The organism is Janthinobacterium sp. 67 (assembly GCF_002797895.1).
In the GTDB taxonomy this organism is placed as follows: Bacteria; Pseudomonadota; Gammaproteobacteria; order Burkholderiales; family Burkholderiaceae_D; genus Janthinobacterium.
Genome location: NZ_PGES01000001.1, coordinates 1,747,598 through 1,766,180, shown reverse-complemented (window position 1 = coordinate 1,766,180; position 18,583 = coordinate 1,747,598). Strand labels below are relative to the sequence as shown.

Annotated in this window: 15 protein-coding genes; 7 read left to right on the top strand and 8 right to left on the bottom strand. The window is 66.7% G+C overall.

Annotated elements, in window-relative coordinates:
• The first annotated feature begins 266 nt into the window (after positions 1–266).
• The 4 genes from CLU90_RS07870 (at position 267) to CLU90_RS07855 (ending at position 6,341) form a co-directional block, all read left to right on the top strand.
• Positions 267–2,591 carry a hypothetical protein gene (locus CLU90_RS07870; protein ID WP_100427630.1) on the top strand — a complete coding sequence of 775 codons (2,325 nt, stop codon included), beginning with the start codon at positions 267–269 and terminating at the stop codon, positions 2,589–2,591.
• Positions 2,592–2,610: 19 nt separating this feature from the next.
• On the top strand, positions 2,611–4,932 hold the full coding sequence (locus tag CLU90_RS07865) for an SUMF1/EgtB/PvdO family nonheme iron enzyme (RefSeq protein ID WP_100427629.1): 2,322 nt from the start codon (positions 2,611–2,613) through the stop codon (positions 4,930–4,932).
• 126 nt (positions 4,933–5,058) lie between these two features.
• Positions 5,059–5,457, top strand: coding sequence for an OsmC family protein (locus tag CLU90_RS07860; protein WP_100427628.1), 399 nt, complete (start codon positions 5,059–5,061; stop codon positions 5,455–5,457).
• Complete coding sequence (locus CLU90_RS07855; RefSeq protein ID WP_100427627.1) at positions 5,454–6,341, top strand: pirin family protein; 888 nt, start codon at positions 5,454–5,456, stop codon at positions 6,339–6,341. Before CLU90_RS07860 ends, CLU90_RS07855 begins: the two co-directional genes overlap by 4 nt.
• Before the next feature lie 9 nt (positions 6,342–6,350).
• Here the strand turns inward: CLU90_RS07855 and CLU90_RS07850 are convergent, their stop codons facing one another.
• From CLU90_RS07850 to CLU90_RS07830, 5 genes are all read right to left on the bottom strand, one after another.
• Entirely contained in the window at positions 6,351–8,825 is a 2,475-nt protein-coding gene (locus CLU90_RS07850) for a TonB-dependent siderophore receptor (protein ID WP_100427626.1), read from the bottom strand.
• A gap of 126 nt (positions 8,826–8,951) precedes the next feature.
• On the bottom strand, positions 8,952–9,914 hold the full coding sequence (locus CLU90_RS07845) for a FecR domain-containing protein (protein ID WP_100427625.1): 963 nt from the start codon (positions 9,912–9,914) through the stop codon (positions 8,952–8,954).
• A complete protein-coding gene (locus tag CLU90_RS07840; protein ID WP_100427624.1) occupies positions 9,914–10,432 on the bottom strand; it encodes a sigma-70 family RNA polymerase sigma factor in 519 nt (172 codons plus the stop codon). Before CLU90_RS07840 ends, CLU90_RS07845 begins: the two co-directional genes overlap by 1 nt.
• A gap of 116 nt (positions 10,433–10,548) precedes the next feature.
• A complete protein-coding gene (locus tag CLU90_RS07835; protein WP_092714554.1) occupies positions 10,549–11,142 on the bottom strand; it encodes a metal-dependent hydrolase in 594 nt (197 codons plus the stop codon).
• Between the two features lie 389 nt (positions 11,143–11,531).
• Positions 11,532–13,136 carry an FHA domain-containing protein gene (locus CLU90_RS07830; RefSeq protein WP_232731120.1) on the bottom strand — a complete coding sequence of 535 codons (1,605 nt, stop codon included), beginning with the start codon at positions 13,134–13,136 and terminating at the stop codon, positions 11,532–11,534.
• A gap of 311 nt (positions 13,137–13,447) precedes the next feature.
• On the opposite strand from CLU90_RS07830, the gene CLU90_RS07825 reads away from it, so the two are divergent.
• A complete protein-coding gene (locus CLU90_RS07825; RefSeq protein WP_092714556.1) occupies positions 13,448–13,867 on the top strand; it encodes a DUF2177 family protein in 420 nt (139 codons plus the stop codon).
• Here CLU90_RS07825 and CLU90_RS07820 read toward each other — a convergent pair.
• The 3 genes from CLU90_RS07820 to CLU90_RS07810 form a co-directional block, all read right to left on the bottom strand.
• The gene (locus CLU90_RS07820) at positions 13,848–14,798 is read right to left on the bottom strand and encodes a PP2C family protein-serine/threonine phosphatase (RefSeq protein ID WP_100427623.1); all 951 of its coding nucleotides are present in this window, start codon (positions 14,796–14,798) and stop codon (positions 13,848–13,850) included. The two genes, CLU90_RS07825 and CLU90_RS07820, sit on opposite strands and share 20 nt — an antisense overlap.
• Before the next feature lie 147 nt (positions 14,799–14,945).
• On the bottom strand, positions 14,946–15,392 hold the full coding sequence (locus tag CLU90_RS07815) for a glycine zipper 2TM domain-containing protein (RefSeq protein ID WP_092714561.1): 447 nt from the start codon (positions 15,390–15,392) through the stop codon (positions 14,946–14,948).
• Between the two features lie 120 nt (positions 15,393–15,512).
• Positions 15,513–16,043, bottom strand: coding sequence for a GNAT family N-acetyltransferase (locus CLU90_RS07810; protein ID WP_092714563.1), 531 nt, complete (start codon positions 16,041–16,043; stop codon positions 15,513–15,515).
• 175 nt (positions 16,044–16,218) lie between these two features.
• Between CLU90_RS07810 and CLU90_RS07805 the strand changes: the two genes are divergently transcribed.
• Both CLU90_RS07805 and CLU90_RS07800 read left to right on the top strand, forming a co-directional pair.
• A complete protein-coding gene (locus tag CLU90_RS07805; protein ID WP_100427622.1) occupies positions 16,219–17,667 on the top strand; it encodes a M20/M25/M40 family metallo-hydrolase in 1,449 nt (482 codons plus the stop codon).
• Positions 17,668–17,673: 6 nt separating this feature from the next.
• Positions 17,674–18,579 (top strand): LysR family transcriptional regulator, encoded by a 906-nt coding sequence (locus tag CLU90_RS07800; protein WP_100427621.1) that lies wholly within the window; start codon positions 17,674–17,676, stop codon positions 18,577–18,579.
• Positions 18,580–18,583: the final 4 nt, after the last annotated feature.

The window sequence follows — 18,583 nt, the reverse complement described above, 5'->3', positions numbered from 1 at the left end:
GCGCATGCGACCAGCCGTGGTTTTGGCGGGATGGCCTGCAAAAAAACGGCGCTGAAATGCCTGCGCGCGACGCTGGCGGGCGACCGCTTGAATTGAGGCCTAATTAGCCCTGTATCCGCGCATATGAATGCAATTGCTCTATGGCATTATCTGACGCTGCGCACTGCCATGCCCATGCCGTGCGCGGCAAGTGAGGCCCGGCTATCCTGCTAGAATCGGCATGGCAGCCGTGTTGCGCACACCATTATTCTCATCAGGAGTCACACATGTTCCAATTGTTTGGTTTTGGCGGCGCCCGCTGCCCGCGCTGCGAGCACAAGAACGGCGCCGCCGCCGGCTATTGCGCGCAATGCGGCTTGTCGCTGGGAGCACCCGACAGCGACGCGGTGCTGCATGCCAATCAATGGCATCTTGCTGATGGGCAACTGGCCCTGTTCTTTGGCGTGCGCGAACTGTCCTCGCTGTTCGGCAGCGCCGCGCGGCGCCTGCAGGTGCCGGCCGCGTCGCGCGCCTGGATCGTGCAATCGGACGCTTTCACCTTGATACCGGCTGGCGACTACGACAGCGCCGCCTTCTTCGCGCGACTGCCCGCGCTACTGCCGGCGCGCCCGGCCGAAGTGCTGATCGCGCGCGCCGACGCCGTCAGCCTGGACTTCGACTTGCCCGGCCTGGCCAGCACGGAGCTGCTGGACGTGGCCGCGTCGCTGCGCGTGGACATCGCGCTGGGCCAGCCCGATGCGTTCGCGCGCCAGTTCATGCGCGCGCCGGGCGCCGTCACGCGCGCCCACCTGCACGCCTTGCTGCTGCCGTCCGTCCGCCAGATCGCGCTGGAATTCATCGGCAGCCGCGCGCTGCGCGAGATGGACGCGAATGCCGACTTGCGGCCCGAATTGAACGAACGCCTGCAATCGGCCCTGACGCAGCGCCTGGCGCCCAGCGGCCTGGCCGTGGCGCGCGTGGAAACGCTGAGCCTGCGGCACGACAAGCGCGCGGGCGACGGCGATGCGGCCATCGGCACCCTGTGGCTGGGCGGCTTGCCGGCGCAGGAACTCGAGCAGCACAGCCTGGAGCGCATGAAACAGCTCGACCAGCTGTATAACGAGGAAGAGTGGCAGCGCATCCGCCGCGAGGAACTGGCGGCGCGCCACGCGCACCGCCGCGCGGAATTGCAACAGGATGCGACGCTGGAAAAGGCGGAACTGAACCACCAGGAAGCGGAGCGCCTGCAAGCGCTGCGCGGGCGCCAGATCGACCTGTATGGCCGCATCCTGGAAGCGAAATCGCGGCGCCAGGCGCTCGACCATGGCGCCGCGCTGGCGCTGGGCGAGCTGGAACAGGAACTGGCGCAAAAAGGGGCGCAGCGGGCCGACGAAGCGGCCAACTGGGAACACGTGCGGGCGCTGGCCGCCATCAAGATGCGCAGCGAGCTGGAACTGTCGCAGCTGCACGGGCGCGAACAGATCCAGCTGGCGCAGCAGCGCTTTACGCACCAGGTGCACTTGCAGTCGATTGCGCAGCAGGTGGAAAGCGCGCTGCTGATCGACGACGAGACGGGCCGCCGCACCCAGCTGGCGCGCCTGCGCCAGGCGGAAGCGGAGGCGGCCCGGCGCGAGGCGCAGCTGGAGGCGGAGCAGCACCAGGCCGCGTGGCAGGGCCTGATGCTGGCGAATGCGGCGCGCAAGCGCGAAGCGGAGCGGGTGCAGGAGTGGGAAGACCAGATGCAGCTGGCGCGCCAGCGCGAACTGCTGCGCGCCGAAGCGCACAAGGATGAAGCGGCCCAGGTGCAGGCGGCGGAAATCGCGGAAAAAGTCGCGGCGCTGCGGCGCGGCGGCGCGCGCGAAGACGCCATCGCGCAGCAGGAAAAGCTGCTGCGCACCATCGAGGCCGACGGCGTGCACGCGCGCCAGCTGCAGCAGCAAACGCAGCTGGCGCAGCTCGACGCGCTGGCCATCGAGGAACAGCGCCAGCAGCTGCGCCAGCTGGAACAGGAAGCGCAATGGCAGCGCGATCTGCTGGCCATGGCGCAGCAGCGCGAAAGCGATTACGCGCGCTGGAAAGGTGAATATGAAGCCCTGCTGGCGCAGCAGGCGCACGCGGCCGAACTGGCGCGCATCGACATCGACCGCATCGAGAAAATCGGTTCGCTGAGCGACACGGGCAAGGTGGCGATGGCCGCCGGGCAGAATGCGGCCGTGCTGGCGCAAGTGCTGAAAACGCAGCTGCAGGCGGGCATGAGCGCCGAGCAGATCCACGCGCTGGCGGCGCTGGCGGCGGCCGAGAACAGCGTCGCGCCGCTGGACGCCATGCGCATGGCGCAGGACAGCGTGGCGCAGGAGCGCAACTACCTGGAAGGCCAGGCGGAACGCGAACGGCGCCAGCAGCTCGACCTGATCAACTTGCAGAACGCGGCCCACGCGCATGGCCTGTCGGCGCAGGCGCAGCTGGGCGTGGCCGTGGCGCAGGCGCTGCAGCCGGGCGCCGCCGCCGCAGCAGCAGCAGCACCGGCCCGCTGCAAGAACGGCCACGCGCAGCGCGCGGGCCATCCGGAAGATAAATTCTGCGCCGCCTGCGGCGTCGCCTTGCAGCCTTGACGGAAGCGTTCTACCCCAGATGATGCAAAAAGCACGAGAAAAACTGCGGGAACTGCGGGCCCTCCACGACGACGGGCTGCTCAGCGAGCAGGAATTTGAACGCCGCAAGAACGCCATTCTCGACGCCGAGTACGCGCCGCCAGGCGTTGCGCCTGTGCCCGCGCCGCCGCCCGTGCGCCAGGGGACGGAGCTGGGCTTCATGACGGGCCAGGAAATCGGCCCGCAAAACCGCCGCTACCGGCTCGAGCGGCTGATCGGCACGGGCGGCATGGGGCAGGTGTGGCAAGCAACCGACCTCGCCACGCACGCGGAGCTGGGCAGCAGCGAAATGGTGGCGCTGAAGATCTTGCCGCCGCAGCTGACGCAAAGCGCCACCCATGCCAAGCTGCTGATCGAGGAAGCGACCCAGGCGCGCAAACTCGCGCATGAAAACATCGTCCGCGTCTACGAGTGGGCGCAGGACCCGGCCACGGCCAGCTATTTCATCATCATGGAATGCCTCGATGGCGAAGACCTCGAGCACTATCTGGCGCGCACGGGCGCGCTGCCCCTGTCCACCGTGCAGGAACTGCTGCAGCCGGTGGCCGACGCCCTGTCGTATGCGTGGGAAAAGCACAAGCTCGTGCACCGCGACATCAAGCCGGGCAATGTCTTCCTGACGGCGAAGGGCGACGTCAAGCTGCTCGACTACGGCATCGCTACGCGCGTGCGCAATGCGGACAGCAGCCTGGCGCTGGACATGCCGAATGCGGGCACGCACGGTTACCGGGCGCCCGAGGCCGGCGCCAACCAGCGCCAGCCCAGCCCGCGCCTGGACGTGTATGCCGTGGCCGTGATGATCTATCAGATGCTCGAAGGGCGCATGCCGTTCGACGATGCGCGCAATGCCAGCCATTTGCCATCGGCGCCGCAAGCGCTCAACGCGCAGCAATGGCAAGTGCTGCAGAACGGGTTTTCGCTGACGCCGGAACTGCGGCCCCAATCCGTGCAAGCCTTGCTGGAAAGCCTGGAACGCGCGGCCGGACCGTCGCCCGAAGAACTGGCGGAACAGGCGCGCCAGCAGCAGGCGCGCGCGGCGCAGCAGGCGCAGCAACAACGGGAAGCGGCGCTGGCCGCCGAACAGGCCCGCGAGGAAGAACTCAAGCAGGCCCGGATACGTCAGGAAGAACTGGACCAGCGCCGCAAGGCCGAGATCCAGGCCGCCGCGCTGGAAAAGCAGCGCCAGGACAAACTGCGCCGCGAACAGGAGGCGCAGCGCCATTTCGAAGCGGAAGAGGCGCGCAAGCTGCGCAAGGAAGCGCTGCGCGGCCAGCTGCGCGCACGCCGCGAAGCCGATGCGGCCACCGCCTTGCAGGAACACCAGGAGTTGCAGCGCAAGGCCATCGTCGCCAAGGCGGAAGCGGCCTATCGCGCCGAGCAGGAACGCGCGCGCAAGGAACAGGCCAGCCGCGCCGCGGCAGCCGCTGCCCCGGTACCGGCATCCGCACCGGCGCCGGAAGCCGAGCACGTGGAACCGGTGCCCAATGCGGAAGGCGTCTTGCGCGACGATTTTCTCGATGGCTCGGGCCAGGGGCCGGAACTGGTACTGATTCCCAGCGGCCGCTTCCAGATGGGCGCGCACGAGACGGAACACAAGGCCGCCATCCAGGCCGGCTCGCAGCAGACGTGGCTCGAGCGCGAAATGCCGCAGCATTGGGTCGGCATCGAGCGCCCGTTTGCGCTGGCGCGCCACCCCGTCAGCGTGGGCGAATGGCGCGCCTTCGTCAAGGCGACCGGCTGGGCGGGCGGTTCCGAGACGGACTGGGACAATCCCGGCTTCGTGCAGAACGACCAGCACCCGGTGGTGGGCGTGAGCTGGAATGACGCGCAGCTGTACCTGGCGTGGATGAGCGAACGCACGGGCCGGCACTACCGCCTGCCCAGCGAAGCGGAATGGGAATACGCATGCCGCGCCGGCACGCGCACGGCCTTCAATGTGGGCGACACGATCAGCACCGAGCAAGCCAACTACGATGGCTTGTACGTGTATAACGGCGGCCCGCGCGGCGTGTACCGGGGCGGCACGACGCCGCTGGGCACTTTCGCGCCGAATTCCTGGGGCCTGTTCGACATGCATGGCAATGTGTGGGAATGGGTGCAGGACGTCGTGCACGACAATTACGAAGGCGCGCCCGTCGATGGCAGCGCGTGGGAAGAGGGCAGCGACAGCAGCCGGCGCATCCTGCGCGGCGGCTCGTGGCTGTACCACCCGCGCTACCTGCGCTCGGCCCTGCGGAACGGCTTTTCAACCGTGCTGTCGAACGATATCGTGGGGTTCAGGGTGGCGCGCACGCTCGACTAGGCAAGTCCTGCGTACAGCGTCGTCACGCCGTGTTCCGTATCTCATGACCAGTTTTGCAGGGCAGCGGGCTGCGCCAAGCGGCCAAACGGTGTAAATTGTGGCTTTCCAAACGCACCAAGGAACGCCATGACCATCAAAGCCATCCGCGACCAGTCGCTACCCATGCGCCACATCGTGCACGTGCGCGACCACATCATTTCCGCCGACGCCTCGGTGGAAGAGGGCGGCGGCGACGCCGGCCCTTCGCCGCACGACCTGTACGACGCGGCCCTGTCGGCCTGCAAGGCGCTCACCGTCGTCTGGTACGCCAGGCACAAGGGTATCCCACTGGAACACGTGGAAGTGTCGACCGAGCGCGATGCCAGCGAAGAGCGCAAGGGCGTGTACCGCCTGGCCGCCACCCTGCACCTGACGGGGGAGATGACGGATGCGCAGCGCCAGGAATTGCTGGCCGTGGCCGGCAAATGCCCGATCCACAAGCTGATGACGGCCGTCACCACCGAAATCACGACGGTGCTGGCATGAGCGCGGCCATCCTGAAAAGCCACGAAAAGGACCTGGGCGGCGGCTTCGTCGTGCGGCGCTTGCTGCCTTCGGCGGCCAAGCAGGCCGTCGGCCCCTTCATCTTCTTCGACCATTTCGGCCCCATCGACGTGGCGCCCGACGCCAACCACGACGTGCGCCCCCATCCGCACATCGGCCTGGCCACCGTCACCTATCTGTTCGAGGGCGCGATCGACCACCGCGACAGCATCGGCTCCTACCAGCGCATCGAACCGGGCGCCATCAACTGGATGACGGCCGGGCGCGGCATCGTGCATTCGGAACGCACGCCGCACGACCTGGCGGGCCAGCCGCACCGCACGCACGGCTTGCAGCTGTGGGCCGCGCTGCCCAAGGCGCACGAGGAGGACGAACCGAGTTTTACGCACACGCCGCAAGCCGACATTCCCGTCGTGCCGCTCGATGGCGCCGTCGTCAAGGTCTTGATCGGCACGGCCTTTGGTCGGACGTCGCCCGTGCGCACCTACATGCAGACGGTGTACCTGGACGTGGCGCTGCAGGCGGGGCGTACATTACGGCTGGAAGGCTTGCCGCCGGAAGCGGCGATCTATCCGGTCAGCGGGGACGTGCTGGTCGATGGCGTGGCGCTCGCGCCGCACACCATGGCCTTGCTGGAAGCTGGGGCCGTGCCCGTGGTGGCGGCAGGCGGCGGTCCGGTGCAGTTCGTCGTCATCGGCGGCGAGCCGCTGGACGGCCACCGCTTCCTGTTCTGGAATTTCGTCTCGTCGAGCAAGGAACGATTGTCGCAGGCGGCCGACGACTGGACCGCCCAGCGCATGGTGAGCGTGCCGGGCGAGACGGAATTCATCCCGCTGCCGAAGGCGCCATTGCGTCCTCCGGCATAAGCGTTTCGTCTAGAAACGCGTGCGCAAGGTCAGTTGCGCCTTGCGCGGTTCGCCATAGAAATTGCCCCACGCAGGCGCGCCCACCGTCTGGTAGTAGCGCTTGTCGAGCAAGTTCGTCACGGACAGCGACGCCGTCCAGTTGCGGTCGATCTGGTAGGCGCCGCGCGCGCTGAACAAGGCATACGCGCCTTGCGCCACCGTGACGTTCTGCGTCACGCGCGAGCTCTCCGTCTGGAAGTTCACGCCGCCGCCCACACTCCACTTTTGCAGGGCGCCGGGCAGGCGGTAGTCGCTCCACGCGCGCAGCATGTGGCGCGGCGAGTAGGTACTGGCGAACATCACGCCCGCATTCGACGTCTGTTCCAGATATTTAAAATTGTTCAGGGTGTAGCCGGCGAACAGCTGCCAGCCCGGTGCCACTTCGCCGCTGATTTCCGCATCGACGCCTTCGCTGCGCACCTTGCCCGCCGAGAAATAGCATTCCGTGCCGCTGGAGCAGGTGTTGACCAGGTCGAGTTCGGCGCGGTTGCGCTGCTCGATGCGGAACAGCGCCAGCGAGGTATTGACCTTGCCGTCGAACAGTTCACCCTTGACGCCCACTTCCAGGTTGCGCCCCTTGAGCGGGTCGAGCAGGGCGCCTTCGGCCGTGCGCTGGTTTTGCGGCTGGAAGATGTCGGACACGCTGGCATAGCCGGACCAGCGCTTGTCGAACGCGTAGATCACACCGCCATACGGCGTGACGACGCCGTTTTCGCGGTACGGATCGATATACACCTCGCCCGTGTCGCGGTACACGCTGCTCCATTTGTAGTTCGACACACGCGCGCCCGCCACCACGGTGAGCGGATCGCTGACGCTGAAGCGGGCCACGCCATAGGCGCCCGTCTGCGTCATTTTCGTCACGCTGGGATCGCCCCGGTAGCTGTTTTCGCGGAACCAGGCGTCGCTCGGTTCGGCCACGCCGTGATTGGGCCGCAGAGGGTTGTTCGGCTGCTGCAGCAGTGCCAGGCTGAAATCGCTGTCGCTTTCCAGGCGGTTCGTGTTGATGCCGGCGCTGAAGCCGTGGCGGCGGCCGAAGGCGTTGAATTTGCCGTCGAGCGACAGGTCGAGGCCCTTGTTGGTGCTGCCATAGTCGAACACGCCGCCATACATCATCATGCCGGCCATGGTGGCGGGATCGATCGCGCCCTGGCTGAACATGTATTTCACGTCATGCCGCTCGCGCGTGTAGTTGGCGCTGGCCTTGAACAGCCAGTCGGCGTCGAAACGGTGCTCGAATTCGGCGAAGACGGCCGTCTGGCGGCTCGCCCAGCGGTTCCAGTCGGCGCCGAGGAAGGTTTCGCGCGGCAGCTTCGGATCGCTGCCATCGCGGTAGCGGGCCATGCCGGAAAAGAAGGGTGTCGAGTGCAGTTTCTCGTAGCTGGCGCCCGTCGTCAGCTTGCTGCCCGGCGCCAGGTCGAATTCCAGCACGCCATACAGCACGTCGGTGCGGCTGTCGGCCACGTCATAGAAATAATCGCGCTGCTCATGCGCGGCCACGGCGCGGCCGCGGATGCTGCCCGACTCATTCAAGGGGCCGGTGACGTCGACTTCGCCGCGCACGTCGTTCCAGCGGCCGGCGCTCAGCGCCAGCTGCACCTGCTTTTCCGCCAGCGGACGCTTGCGCACCATGTTGATGGCGGCGCCCGGCGAGCCCGTGCCCTGCAGCAAGCCGGTGGCGCCGCGCACGATTTCCACGCGGTCCAGCACGGCCGTATTGCTGGTAAAGCTGTTCGCCTGCGGGTAGTACATGGCGCGGTTCACGCCGTCGAACTGGTAAGTGTCGACCATGAAGCCGCGCGAATACACATAGCGCCCGCCCATGGGGCTGTCGTACATGGTGATGCCGGTGGTGTTGGCCAGCACGGCGTCGATGGTGTTGAGATTCTGGTCGTCCATCTTTTGGCGCGTAACGACGCTGACGGACTGGGGAATTTCGCGCAGGGTCTGCACGCCCTTGCCGACGGTGACGGCGCGCGCCGCATACGAATTGCTGTGCTCACTGACGGGGTCGCGCTCCATGCTGGCGCTGACCGTCACGGGCGCCATGGTCTTTTCCACGCCGGCCGCCGCTGCGGAGGGTGCGGCTGCCTGGCGCAGCACGTAGGCGCCGTTCGGCAGTTGCACGGCTTCCAGGCCGCTGCCGGCCAGCACCTGGGCAAAGCCCTGGGTCACGCCAAAGCTGCCGCGCACGCCGGGCGAGCGCAGTCCCCGCGTCTGCGCCGGGTCGGTCGACAGGCTGACGCCGGCGGCGACGGCAAAGTCGTTGAGGGCGGTGGCCAGCGGGCCGGCCGGTACGGCATAGGCTTGCGGGGCGGTGGCGGCCTGGCCTTGCGCCAGCGCGGGCGCGGCGACAAAGGCGGCGGGGGCGGCGCAAGCCATGGCGATGACGGCCAGGCGGATGGCGCGCGCGGCGGGATGGAGGACGGGGGTGGTCAGCTGCATGCTCGGTCTTTCTGCTCTAAGGGATAAGAATTGGTACGTGAATCGGCGTGTGAATCGGCTACCTATTCATGAAGCCGAAGCAGCGCAGCGAAACACCAACCCCTGGCGCAAAAAAACTGAAAATAACTATGTAGCCCGGGCCGCCACCGTGGCCCAGTAGCGCGTGAAGTACGTCACTTGCAGCCCGTGCGAGGCGCACAGGCTTTCCAGCACGGCGTCGATATCGTCGAGCCGATACGTGCCCGTAACGGGCCGCCGCGCCACGGACGCGTGGCACGCGAGGCGCCCGCGCCGGTAACGCGCCAGTTCCTGCACCAGTTGCTGCAGGGGCCAGTCGGCGGCCACCAGCATGCCGCGCAGCCAGCTGTCCTGGTGCGCGGGCATGGCCTGCACGTCCTGCGTGCCGGTTGCGCTGAAACGCAGCTGCTGTCCCGCTTGGAGGCGGCGCACGGCGTCCGGGCGCGCCGCGCAGCGCACTTCCACGGCGTGTTCGTAGACGCTGACCGTGCTGCCATCGTCATCGCAGCGCACGCCGAAGCGCGTACCGAGCGCGCGGATCAAGCCGTGCGGCGTGTCGACGAGGAAGGGGCGCGCATCGGACGCCGTCGTGATCATGATTTCGCCATGGTGCAGGCGGATGCAGCGGTGCGTGGCGCCGTAAGCGACATCGAGCGCGCTATCCGTGTTCATTTCCATGCGCCCCCCATCGGCCAAGGTCACGTGGCGGCGCCGGCCCGGCGCCGTGCGCAAGGACGCCGTCCACGCTTGCCAAGGCGCGGACTGCAGGCCTGCCTGGCCCAGCGCGATGCCGCCGCCGGCCGCCACCAGCAGGGCGAGTATCTTGGCGGCGCTGCGCCGGCGCTGCTGCGCCGCCTGCAGGGCAGGCATCGCCAGCGCCGCCGGTATCGTGGCCAGCTGGCCATCCATGTGCCGCAGCAGTTCCCAGGCCCGCTCATGTTCGGCGCTGGCGTCGCGCCATGCCTGCAGGGCGACCGGGTCGGCGCTGCCGCACTGGAGTTCCACGTGCCAGTGGGCGGCGGCGGCCAGGACCTTGCGGGCGATAGGAGTGGACGAGGATGCGCCGAACATCAGCCGGCCGCCAGCATCAGGCATTCCGTGTAGGCGCGCACCAGGTGCTTTTTCACGGTGGGCAAGGATACGCCCAGGCGCCGGCTGATCTCCACATAACTGAGCTCCTCGATCTGCGCCAGCAGGAAGATGGCCCGCGTGCGCGCGCCCAGGCGGTCGAGCAGGCGGTCGATGGCCAGCAGGGTTTCGATGATGATGGCATGCGTTTCGGCGCTGATCGATACCGGTTCGGCTTGCTGCGCCAGCGCTTCCAGGTAGGCCTGTTCCAGCGCCTGGCGCCGGTAGCGGTCGATCAGCAAGCCGCGCGCGATGGTCGCCAGGTAGCCACGCGGCTCGCGCAGCGGTGCCAGCGGTGTCAAATCGCGCTTGCCCAGCAAGCGCAAGAACGTGTCCTGCGCCAGGTCGGCCGCCTCGGCGCGGTTGCCCAGCTTGCCCCGCAGCCAGCCATACAGCCAGCCGTGATGCTCGCTGTACAGGGTGCTCAGGTGATTGGCATGGGTGGGACTGACGGTACTCACTGCGTTCTCCAGGCAAGGGAAGAGCTGGGCTGACGGAACGCGGGGGTGCCGGCTGGCTGGGCTGTTTGAGAATGATACTCATTATCACATTGCCATGCGACCTCCGTCAATCGGCGTCAGCCACCGAGGCGCCAGCGTTCCTGCCACTGTTGCAGATCCGTCCAGGCTTGCTGCAGGGCAGTGGCGGACCAGTGCAGCAGGCTGTCCAGCGCCAGGACGCTGCGCTGCCAGTGGATGCCGTCAAAAAATACATGGTCGGCCACGATGGTGGCGGCCAGCCAGGCGGCGATGATGACGATGATGTCGTGGCGGCCGCTCTTCCACCAGCGCAGCGAGTGGCGGCGGAATATCCACGGTACGCCCAGCGGATTGGGCCAGTCGGCCAGCAGATGCATGATGCCGCCGGCGGCAAAGCCGAACAGGGGCGGGGCCCACGGGTGATGCGGCAATTGCAGATACGTGTAGACGAGCAGGGCGATCCAGGCCAGGCCCCAGTGCGTCCACGTGCGGTGCGTGATCCACAGCTTGTGCGTGCGCGCCCACCAGGCCACTTCCAGCCAGTCCGGCGCCGTGCCGCCCAGCGCCCCCATGACAAAGGCGAGCATGCTCAGCACTTGATAGGGGCCACCGGCGCCAGCGTGCGCGACCAGGGCCGCGGCGATCACGCCGGCAGCCCAACCGGTCGCATGATGCGCTTTGTTGGAAGCCATAGGAAATGTAAAACGCCCTGCGGGCGCCGTGTGAAATGTCAGCTGGTATTAACTGGATGAATATACAGTATGCAGGGGCGTGGAGGGCGGCTATTTGCGGAATATCTGCTGATAATTTGTTAAATTGTGTGTCGGGATAGCTTGGTCAGCGGACTCGGCAATGCATGCCGGGTCAACAACCATGTTGTGCGGCTGATAATGTATTTGGCGCAGGGCGCGCTATGCTGAAAGCAGTTTGACGTTTTGAAGAGGTGTCGCCATGAAAATTCCGCGCGAATTGCAGATTCCCGCCCTCGTGTTTTCGCTGGAAGCGGTGTTCATTATTGGCTTGTCGCTGATTTTCCTGGTGCTGGTACCGCGCTAGCGGTCAGGTGTCAGGAGGTGCTGTATCAGGCCGTTTGCATGGTTGCGCTGTCGCACAGGGCCGCGCCTTCGGTGCGGATGATCCAGCACTCCGGATACGGTTCGCTGGCGAAGCGCTTGTGCCGCGCGAAGCCGCTCAGCTTGTCGAGCGCGGTGGCGGGGGCCAGCGCCGTTTCCTTGCCGCTGGCCGTGTCCAGGTGCCAGAAGCCGCCGTTGCGGTGGAAAAGCACGGGCAAGCCGCTGGCTTGCGGCGTGGCAAGGTGGCTGGCCGGCGTGGGCTGGGTGTCGGGCAGCAGCAGATAAAAGCATTCGGCGCGGGCGCCGTGGTCGATGCGGTGCAGGATCACGCCATGCGCGAGCAGGGCCGTGACGCTGAGCACGACGATGCCCTTGATGCTGGCAGACAATTCGATGCGCATGCCCAGGCGCAGGGGTACGGGTTTGTGCTTGCCGGGCCAGACGCCGTCGAGCAGCAAACCATAGCGCGACACATCCTCGATTTCAAAGCCTTGCTGGCCGCGCCGGATAATGGCGTGGCGGCCCGACAGGCGCCGCGTCAAGCCATTGTTGTCCTGGCCATCGGGGCTGAAATGGCTGAGCAGTACATCGGCTTCCGGATCCACCAGTTCGAAGCGGCCCAGCATGCATTCTTCCAGCGCGAACAGGCGGATCTGGCGCTGTTCGCCCGCTTCCGGCGCCGCATTGACGAGACAGGCGGCCTGGCTCGGGTGCGGATGGCAGTGGCTGGCGGCGGGAAGGTCGACTTCGATCAACTCCTCGTCCCAGGCGATGGTGGTAAAGCCCATGTCGATCTTGCCTTGCGGCGCGGACAGATCCACGTGGGCAATGCCGGCATTGCGCGCCGTCACGTCGAGGTTGCAGCCATCGCCGCCCGTCACGCGGGCGATCGACGCGTCGTCGGCCATCACGCGCACGTTCTTGTGCGTACTGAGGAATATCTGGTGGATTTCCGTCAGGGTGGCGTCGCGGCGCGGCACGAGGATGACAAACGTGCATACCCATTTCTGCGCCACGGCGCCGTCGACGTGGCTGTGCACTTCCACTTCGATCTGGTATTGCCCGTGTTCCTTGTTGCGCGAGGAAAACTCGACAAACACGGGACGCCAGTCGCCGCGCGTGGTGCGCACGAAATCATGCTGCACGTGCCCGCGCGGGATCAGGTCCGAGCGCAGGCGCAAGGTCAGCTGCGGCGCGCAGGCGGCACTCATGCCGCGCAACTCCATCTTCAGGGTTTGCCGTCCGCCTGCCGCGCGCGGGTCGAAGCCGCTGATGTGCAGGTGGGCTTGCACGGGCTGGTAGGCGGGAGGGACCGGTGATGGCGCGACGGGCGCTGGCGTGAACGCCGGGGGGGCGGCGCAGGCCCCCACGGAGCGGCTTACCGTTTGAATGGCGGCATCGCGAATGACAGCATCGCGACTATCAGAATCATGTGCAGGGGCGTGCGGAAGCGCCGTTGCCGATGGCTCGGAACGGGCGCTGCGCAGTGCGGTCAACAGGTCGTAGCTGCTGGGGGCAGTCGTCGCTTGCGGGTGGTTGCCCGCGCAGACGGTATCCCTAGGCAAGACCCAGAACGTACAGTGCGGGTGCTCCGGGTTGCTGCATTTTTTCATGACATTCTGACTCGAATCGAGCGGGGACATTCTGCCCTCTGTTATACATGAGAGCTTACGCGCTTTTGCGCCTGCTTGGCAACTTTCGCGGCAGCGGAATGCGCTCTTTTTGGCCAAATTCGTTGCCCTGGTCACACCTCGTCATGCATGCCCTGGAAATAATTGCTCAAAAACACATTTTATATCTTTCTGGATATGTTATTTTGATATGTCATGGACTTGCTTCCCCATTCATGCGCCCCCTGGTGCCGTTTTTTGCATTATGCTGGCGCAACAGTTCCCCACGCGCCGCCTGACGCCGAAAGACGACCATGCCTGCCCAACGCCCGCTCCAGCTTGCCATTGCCTATGGCGCCACCTTGTGCGTCTTCCTGGCCATCGACGCCCTGTGGCTGGCGGTGCTGATGAAGCCGGTGTACGCCGCAGCCCTGGGACCCTTGCTGGCGGACACGCCCCGCTGGGGCCCGGCCGTGCTGTTTTACCTGCTGTACGTGCTGGGGCTGGTGGTGTTTGCCATCCTGCCCGGCCTGCGCGCGCGCCGCGGGCCCACGGCGGCGGCGCTGGGTGCGCTGCTCGGGCTGCTTGCCTATGGCACTTATGATTTGAGCAACTATGCGACCTTGCGCGACTGGCCGCTGGCCTTGACGGCGATCGACATGGCCTGGGGCGCCGTGCTGTCGGCCGTGTCGGCGACTGCCGGCTACCTGGCCGCTAGCCGCTTGGGACGGTGAACTCCGCATCGAAGCGCAGCGCCAGCACGGTAAGGTTGTCGCTATGTAAACCTGTTGGCGGATGGGAGAGGAAATCGTCCAACAGGGCGGTGACGGCCTGTGCCGCAGTCTTGCCGGCACACAGGGCGGGCCAGCGGGCCGTGAGAGCCAGCGGGTCGTCGCAGGCCCAGAAGCCGTCGCTGGCCAGCAGATAGTGGGCGCCGGGCCGCACGCGCAGCACGCGGCGGTCGCCCAGATGCGCGAGGAAGGGCGGCAAGGTGGCCGCATCGAGGCCCATTAATGGCTTGTCGAGCTGCAAGCTGTCGCTGATGGCGTTGCCTAGGATAAATGCCTGCGAGATTTGCGGATGGTGCTCGCCATGCACGGTGGCCCGCCAGCGCGTCTCGTCGAGCGCGCCGCGCATGGCATACACGGTGGCCGGCACGTGGTCGACGGTGAGGATGCTGGCCGCCCCGTCGGCAATTTCATACAGGCGCGAATCGCCCACGTGATACAGCAGCGGCGCTTCGCCGGGCGGCACTTCCAGCAAGGTCAGGGTGGTGCCGGGTGGACGCGCCTGGGCTGGCGTCGTCCTGGCGAAGGTATCCTGCAAGCGCGTGTGCAACTGATCCAGCCTGGCAGCCAGGCTGGCCGTATCGAGGCAGGCGGGCACGGCCAGCAAGCCTTGCACGGCCGCTTCCGCCGCTTCGCGCCCCTGGCCGTGGCCGCCCATGCCGTCGAGCACGGCCGCGCGCACATGGCCGCGTGGCCAGCCAGGCACCTGGCAGTGGAACGGCGCCTGGCGCGACAGGCAGACGGCGTGGCCGCTGGCATCGATCAGCAGGAAGTTATCCTGGTTCTCGCGGCGCGGCAGCGGGCCGGCGCCCACGCTGCTGCCGGCGGCGGCATCGAGCCAGGGGGCGAAGTCGAGCCCGTCTTTGATTAAATGCATCGGTTGTTGCGGTCCAGGCGGCCAGCAATGTTGATCATAGGACACAGCTTAGCCGAAATCGTGCGGGAGCGATACCTTGCCTATTTCGCAAAAAAACCTGCGGCAGCAGGCTGGCGCAGGTCTCTTCGGGGTGATGCAGGGCAATGCTTAGCGGCGATGGCCCCAGCCGTGGCCATGACCGTGGCCACGGTCATAGTAGTCGCGGCGGTCATAATCACGGTAGTAGCCGCGGCCCGGTTGCACGTAGACGACAGCCGGCGGGCCGTAGTAGCGCGGTGGCGGCGCGTAGTACACGGGCTGCGGCGCCGGTGCGTAGTACACGGGCTGTGGCGCAGGCGCGTAATAGGTTTCGCGGTAGCCGCCGCGATAGCCGCCACGGTCGTAATAGCGGTCATTTGTATTGATGCTGTTGCCGACGGCGGCGCCGATGACGCCACCGACGATCGCACCATTGCGTCCGCCGGTGCTGTTGCCAATGGCCGCCCCGACAACGGCGCCTGCAACGGTATTGAAGTCGCGGTCACCGGCGACTGCGGCCGAAGACACCGCCACTGCCGCTACCATTACCGCACCCAGGAGTTTCTTGTTCAACATGGCATTTCCTTCCATTCCGGCGAGATCACAATGATCTGCATGAACTGGACTATATCCGCTGCCGCAAGCTTGTTCCACGTCTAATACAACTTATTACAATCCTGCCCCGGTGGTAACAAGTCAGCGCGTACGCGCCTGCCATTCGGGACGCAGCAGGCTGTACATTTTGGCATCGCGCATCACGCCATTGATGAAGAAGGCCTGGCGTATCAAGCCCTCCTGGGTAAAACCGTTCTTTTGCGCGATGCGCTCGGAGCCGAAGTTCAGCGGGTCCATCAGCAGTTCCAGCCGGTGATACGGATAGGCGCTGAACAGGTAGTCGACCACCAGGCGCGTCGCTTCGCTGATGTAGCCTTGCCCGTCGCGCTGCCGGTCGAACAGGCGGTAGCCGATCTCGCGCGAGGCCGGCGTGCGGCTCTTGAAGTGCGTGATCGTGCCGATGATGTGCTGGGCCTTGTCTTCGATGAGGAACAATTCGCTGTCTTCGGTGACAAAGCCCGTTTGCAGGAAGTCGCGCCGCATGGCCTCGGGCGACTTGAATTGCAAGGAGAAAAACTCGCCGCGCGAGGGCAAGTCGTTGACGAGGGAAATATAGGTGTTCAGGTCGGCAGCTTGCAAATGCCGGACGGTACAGAGGGTTCCCTTGAGCATGTCGGTTTCCGGTGGCGATCACGAATCCTGATGGTAATCGACTCCGGGGGAAACAGGCAATCGATCCCGTAAAAGTTGCTGCAATGACAGAATAAATACGCTATCGTAGAAAGCCGCGCCTTGCCCATGGCCACGGCGCACCCGTTTCGACTTCGTTGACTGGAACTGACATCACATGCATACCATCCTGACTGGCGCGCCACTGCGCCGTTCCGCTTTATTCCTTGCCCTGGGCTGCATCGTCAGCGCCGGGACCTTTGCCGCCGCGCCAGGCAACACGCCGCAAGCGCTGGCGCAGGTGCGCGACACGGCGCTGCAAAGCGACTGGGCCTACGCCCGCCTGGCCGACATGACGGATTTGATCGGCCCGCGCCTGTCCGGCTCCGCCGGCGCCGCCGCCGCCGTGCAGCAGGTGGCGAACACCATGCGCCAGCTGGGCGCCACCGTCACCCTGCAGCCCGTGAAAGTGCCGCACTGGGTGCGCGGCGTGGAAACGGCGGAAATCGTCGACTATGCGGGCCGACCGCAGGGCGTGTCGCAGCGCGTGGTGCTCACGGCCCTGGGCGGCTCGGGCGCGACGCCGGCCGCCGGCCTGACGGCGCCCCTGATCATCGTCAAAAGCCTGGAAGAACTCAAGGCGCGTGCGCCGGAAGTGAAGGGCGCCATCGTGCTGATCGACACGCCGTTCGACCAGGAGATGGCCGAGCGTGGCCTGGCCGGCGTCACCTATGGCCAGGGTTCGCGTTTCCGTTTCAACGGCCCCAGGGCTGCGGCGGAGCTGGGCGCGGCCGCCGCGCTGGTGCGCTCGATCGGCGGCGCGAACTTCCGCATCCCGCACGCGGGCGCCACGGGCCTGGACGACAAACAGCGCATTCCGGCCGCCGCCGTCACCGTGGAAGACGCCCTGCTGATCGGCCGCCTGGCCGCGCGCGGTCCCATGAAGATGCACCTGACCCTGACGCCGCAAAACCTGCCGGACGCGGACAGCTACAACGTCATTGCCGACTGGCCGGGCACGGACAAGGCCGATGAAGTAGTGGTGGTGTCTGGCCACCTCGATTCCTGGGACCTGGCGACGGGCGCGCACGACGACGGCGCCGGCGTGGTGGCGGCCATGGGCGTGGTGGAAACCCTGAAAAAGCTCGACTACCGCCCGCGCCGCACCATCCGCGTGATCGCCTGGATGAACGAGGAAAACGGCGGGCGTGGCGGCCAGGCCTATTTCGACGCCCACAAGCAGGCGCTCGGCAAGCAATATGCGGCCATCGAGATGGACAGCGGCGCCGGCCGCCCGTTCGGCATCAAGGCCAGCGTGGGACCGAAGGCGGAAAAACTGTTTACGCCTTTGCTGGCAGCCCTGCAGCCGATGGGCGCGCATGCATTCACGCGCCGCGACGCGCTGGGCACGGGCGACTTGCACCGGCTGGAAACGGCCGGCGTGCCCAGTTTCGAGCCGCTGGTCGACAGCCACAGCTACTTCCACTACCACCATACGCCGGCCGACACCCTGGACAAGGTCGAGCCGGATAACCTCAAGCGCAACGTGGCACTGATGTCGTCGCTGGCCTGGTTCCTGGCCAATATCGACGGCGAGATCGGCCGCGCGCCGGAGCAGGGTGAATAAGCGCCAATGTCGCTACCCGACCTGAACCTGTTGATTACCCTCGATGTGCTGCTCGCCGAGGGCAGCGTCACGCGCGCGGCGCGGCGCTTGCGCTTGAGCCCATCGGCCATGAGCCGCGCCCTGGCGCGCCTGCGCGAGACGACGGGCGATCCGCTGCTGGTGCGCGCCGGCCGTGAACTGGTGCCCACGCCGCGCGCGCTGGAGCTGCGCGAACGGGTGGGCCACCTTGTGGGCGAGGCGCTGGCCGTGCTGCGACCGGCGGAGCAGCTGGACCCGCGCCAGCTGGCGCAAACATTCACGCTGCGTTCGAGCGACGGTTTCGTGGAAAATTTCGGCCCGGCGCTGCTCGCGCACATCGGCGCGCAAGCGCCTGGCGTGCGCCTGCGCTTCGTGCAAAAGCCCGACCGCGAAAGCACGCAGCTGCGCGAGGGCAGCATCGACCTGGAAACGGGCGTGATCGGCAGTCTCAGCAGCCCGGAAGTGCGCACGCGCAGGCTGTTCGGCGACCGTTTCGTGGGCGTGGTGCGCAGCGGTCATCCGCTGGCGCAGGGCGACATCAGCGCCGAGCGCTATGCGGCCGGCCAGCACGTGCTGGTGGCGCGGCGCGACCAGGATACGGGGCCGATGGACGACGCGCTGGCCGCCCTGGGATTGCAGCGCACGATCGCCAGCATCGTCGGCGGCTTTACGGCGGCGCTGGCGCTGGCCGCCGGCTCCGACCTGATCGCCACCGTGCCGGAACGCCATACGGGCAATCTGCGCGCCGGCATGTTCACCTTTGCGCTGCCGCTGCGCATGCCGGAGCTGACCGTGTCGCTGATGTGGCATCCGCGCATGGATGCCGACCCTGCCCACCGCTGGCTGCGCGGCTGCGTGGTCGACGTCTGCGCGGGCCAGATCAATGCGGGCTGATGCC

Bases quoted from the DNA above. Each gene is read 5' to 3' on its own strand.
- CLU90_RS07820 (WP_100427623.1), bottom strand. From the start codon at position 14,798: ATGCATTTAATCAAAGACGGGCTCGACTTCGCCCCCTGGCTCGATGCC.
- CLU90_RS07850 (WP_100427626.1), bottom strand. From the start codon at position 8,825: ATGCAGCTGACCACCCCCGTCCTCCATCCCGCCGCGCGCGCCATCCGC.
- CLU90_RS07865 (WP_100427629.1), top strand. From the start codon at position 2,611: ATGATGCAAAAAGCACGAGAAAAACTGCGGGAACTGCGGGCCCTCCAC.
- CLU90_RS07855 (WP_100427627.1), top strand. From the start codon at position 5,454: ATGAGCGCGGCCATCCTGAAAAGCCACGAAAAGGACCTGGGCGGCGGC.
- CLU90_RS07825 (WP_092714556.1), top strand. From the start codon at position 13,448: ATGCCTGCCCAACGCCCGCTCCAGCTTGCCATTGCCTATGGCGCCACC.
- CLU90_RS07810 (WP_092714563.1), bottom strand. From the start codon at position 16,043: ATGCTCAAGGGAACCCTCTGTACCGTCCGGCATTTGCAAGCTGCCGAC.
- CLU90_RS07805 (WP_100427622.1), top strand. From the start codon at position 16,219: ATGCATACCATCCTGACTGGCGCGCCACTGCGCCGTTCCGCTTTATTC.
- CLU90_RS07830 (WP_232731120.1), bottom strand. From the start codon at position 13,136: ATGAAAAAATGCAGCAACCCGGAGCACCCGCACTGTACGTTCTGGGTC.
- CLU90_RS07860 (WP_100427628.1), top strand. From the start codon at position 5,059: ATGACCATCAAAGCCATCCGCGACCAGTCGCTACCCATGCGCCACATC.
- CLU90_RS07815 (WP_092714561.1), bottom strand. From the start codon at position 15,392: ATGTTGAACAAGAAACTCCTGGGTGCGGTAATGGTAGCGGCAGTGGCG.
- CLU90_RS07800 (WP_100427621.1), top strand. From the start codon at position 17,674: ATGTCGCTACCCGACCTGAACCTGTTGATTACCCTCGATGTGCTGCTC.
- CLU90_RS07870 (WP_100427630.1), top strand. From the start codon at position 267: ATGTTCCAATTGTTTGGTTTTGGCGGCGCCCGCTGCCCGCGCTGCGAG.
- CLU90_RS07845 (WP_100427625.1), bottom strand. From the start codon at position 9,914: ATGTTCGGCGCATCCTCGTCCACTCCTATCGCCCGCAAGGTCCTGGCC.
- CLU90_RS07835 (WP_092714554.1), bottom strand. From the start codon at position 11,142: ATGGCTTCCAACAAAGCGCATCATGCGACCGGTTGGGCTGCCGGCGTG.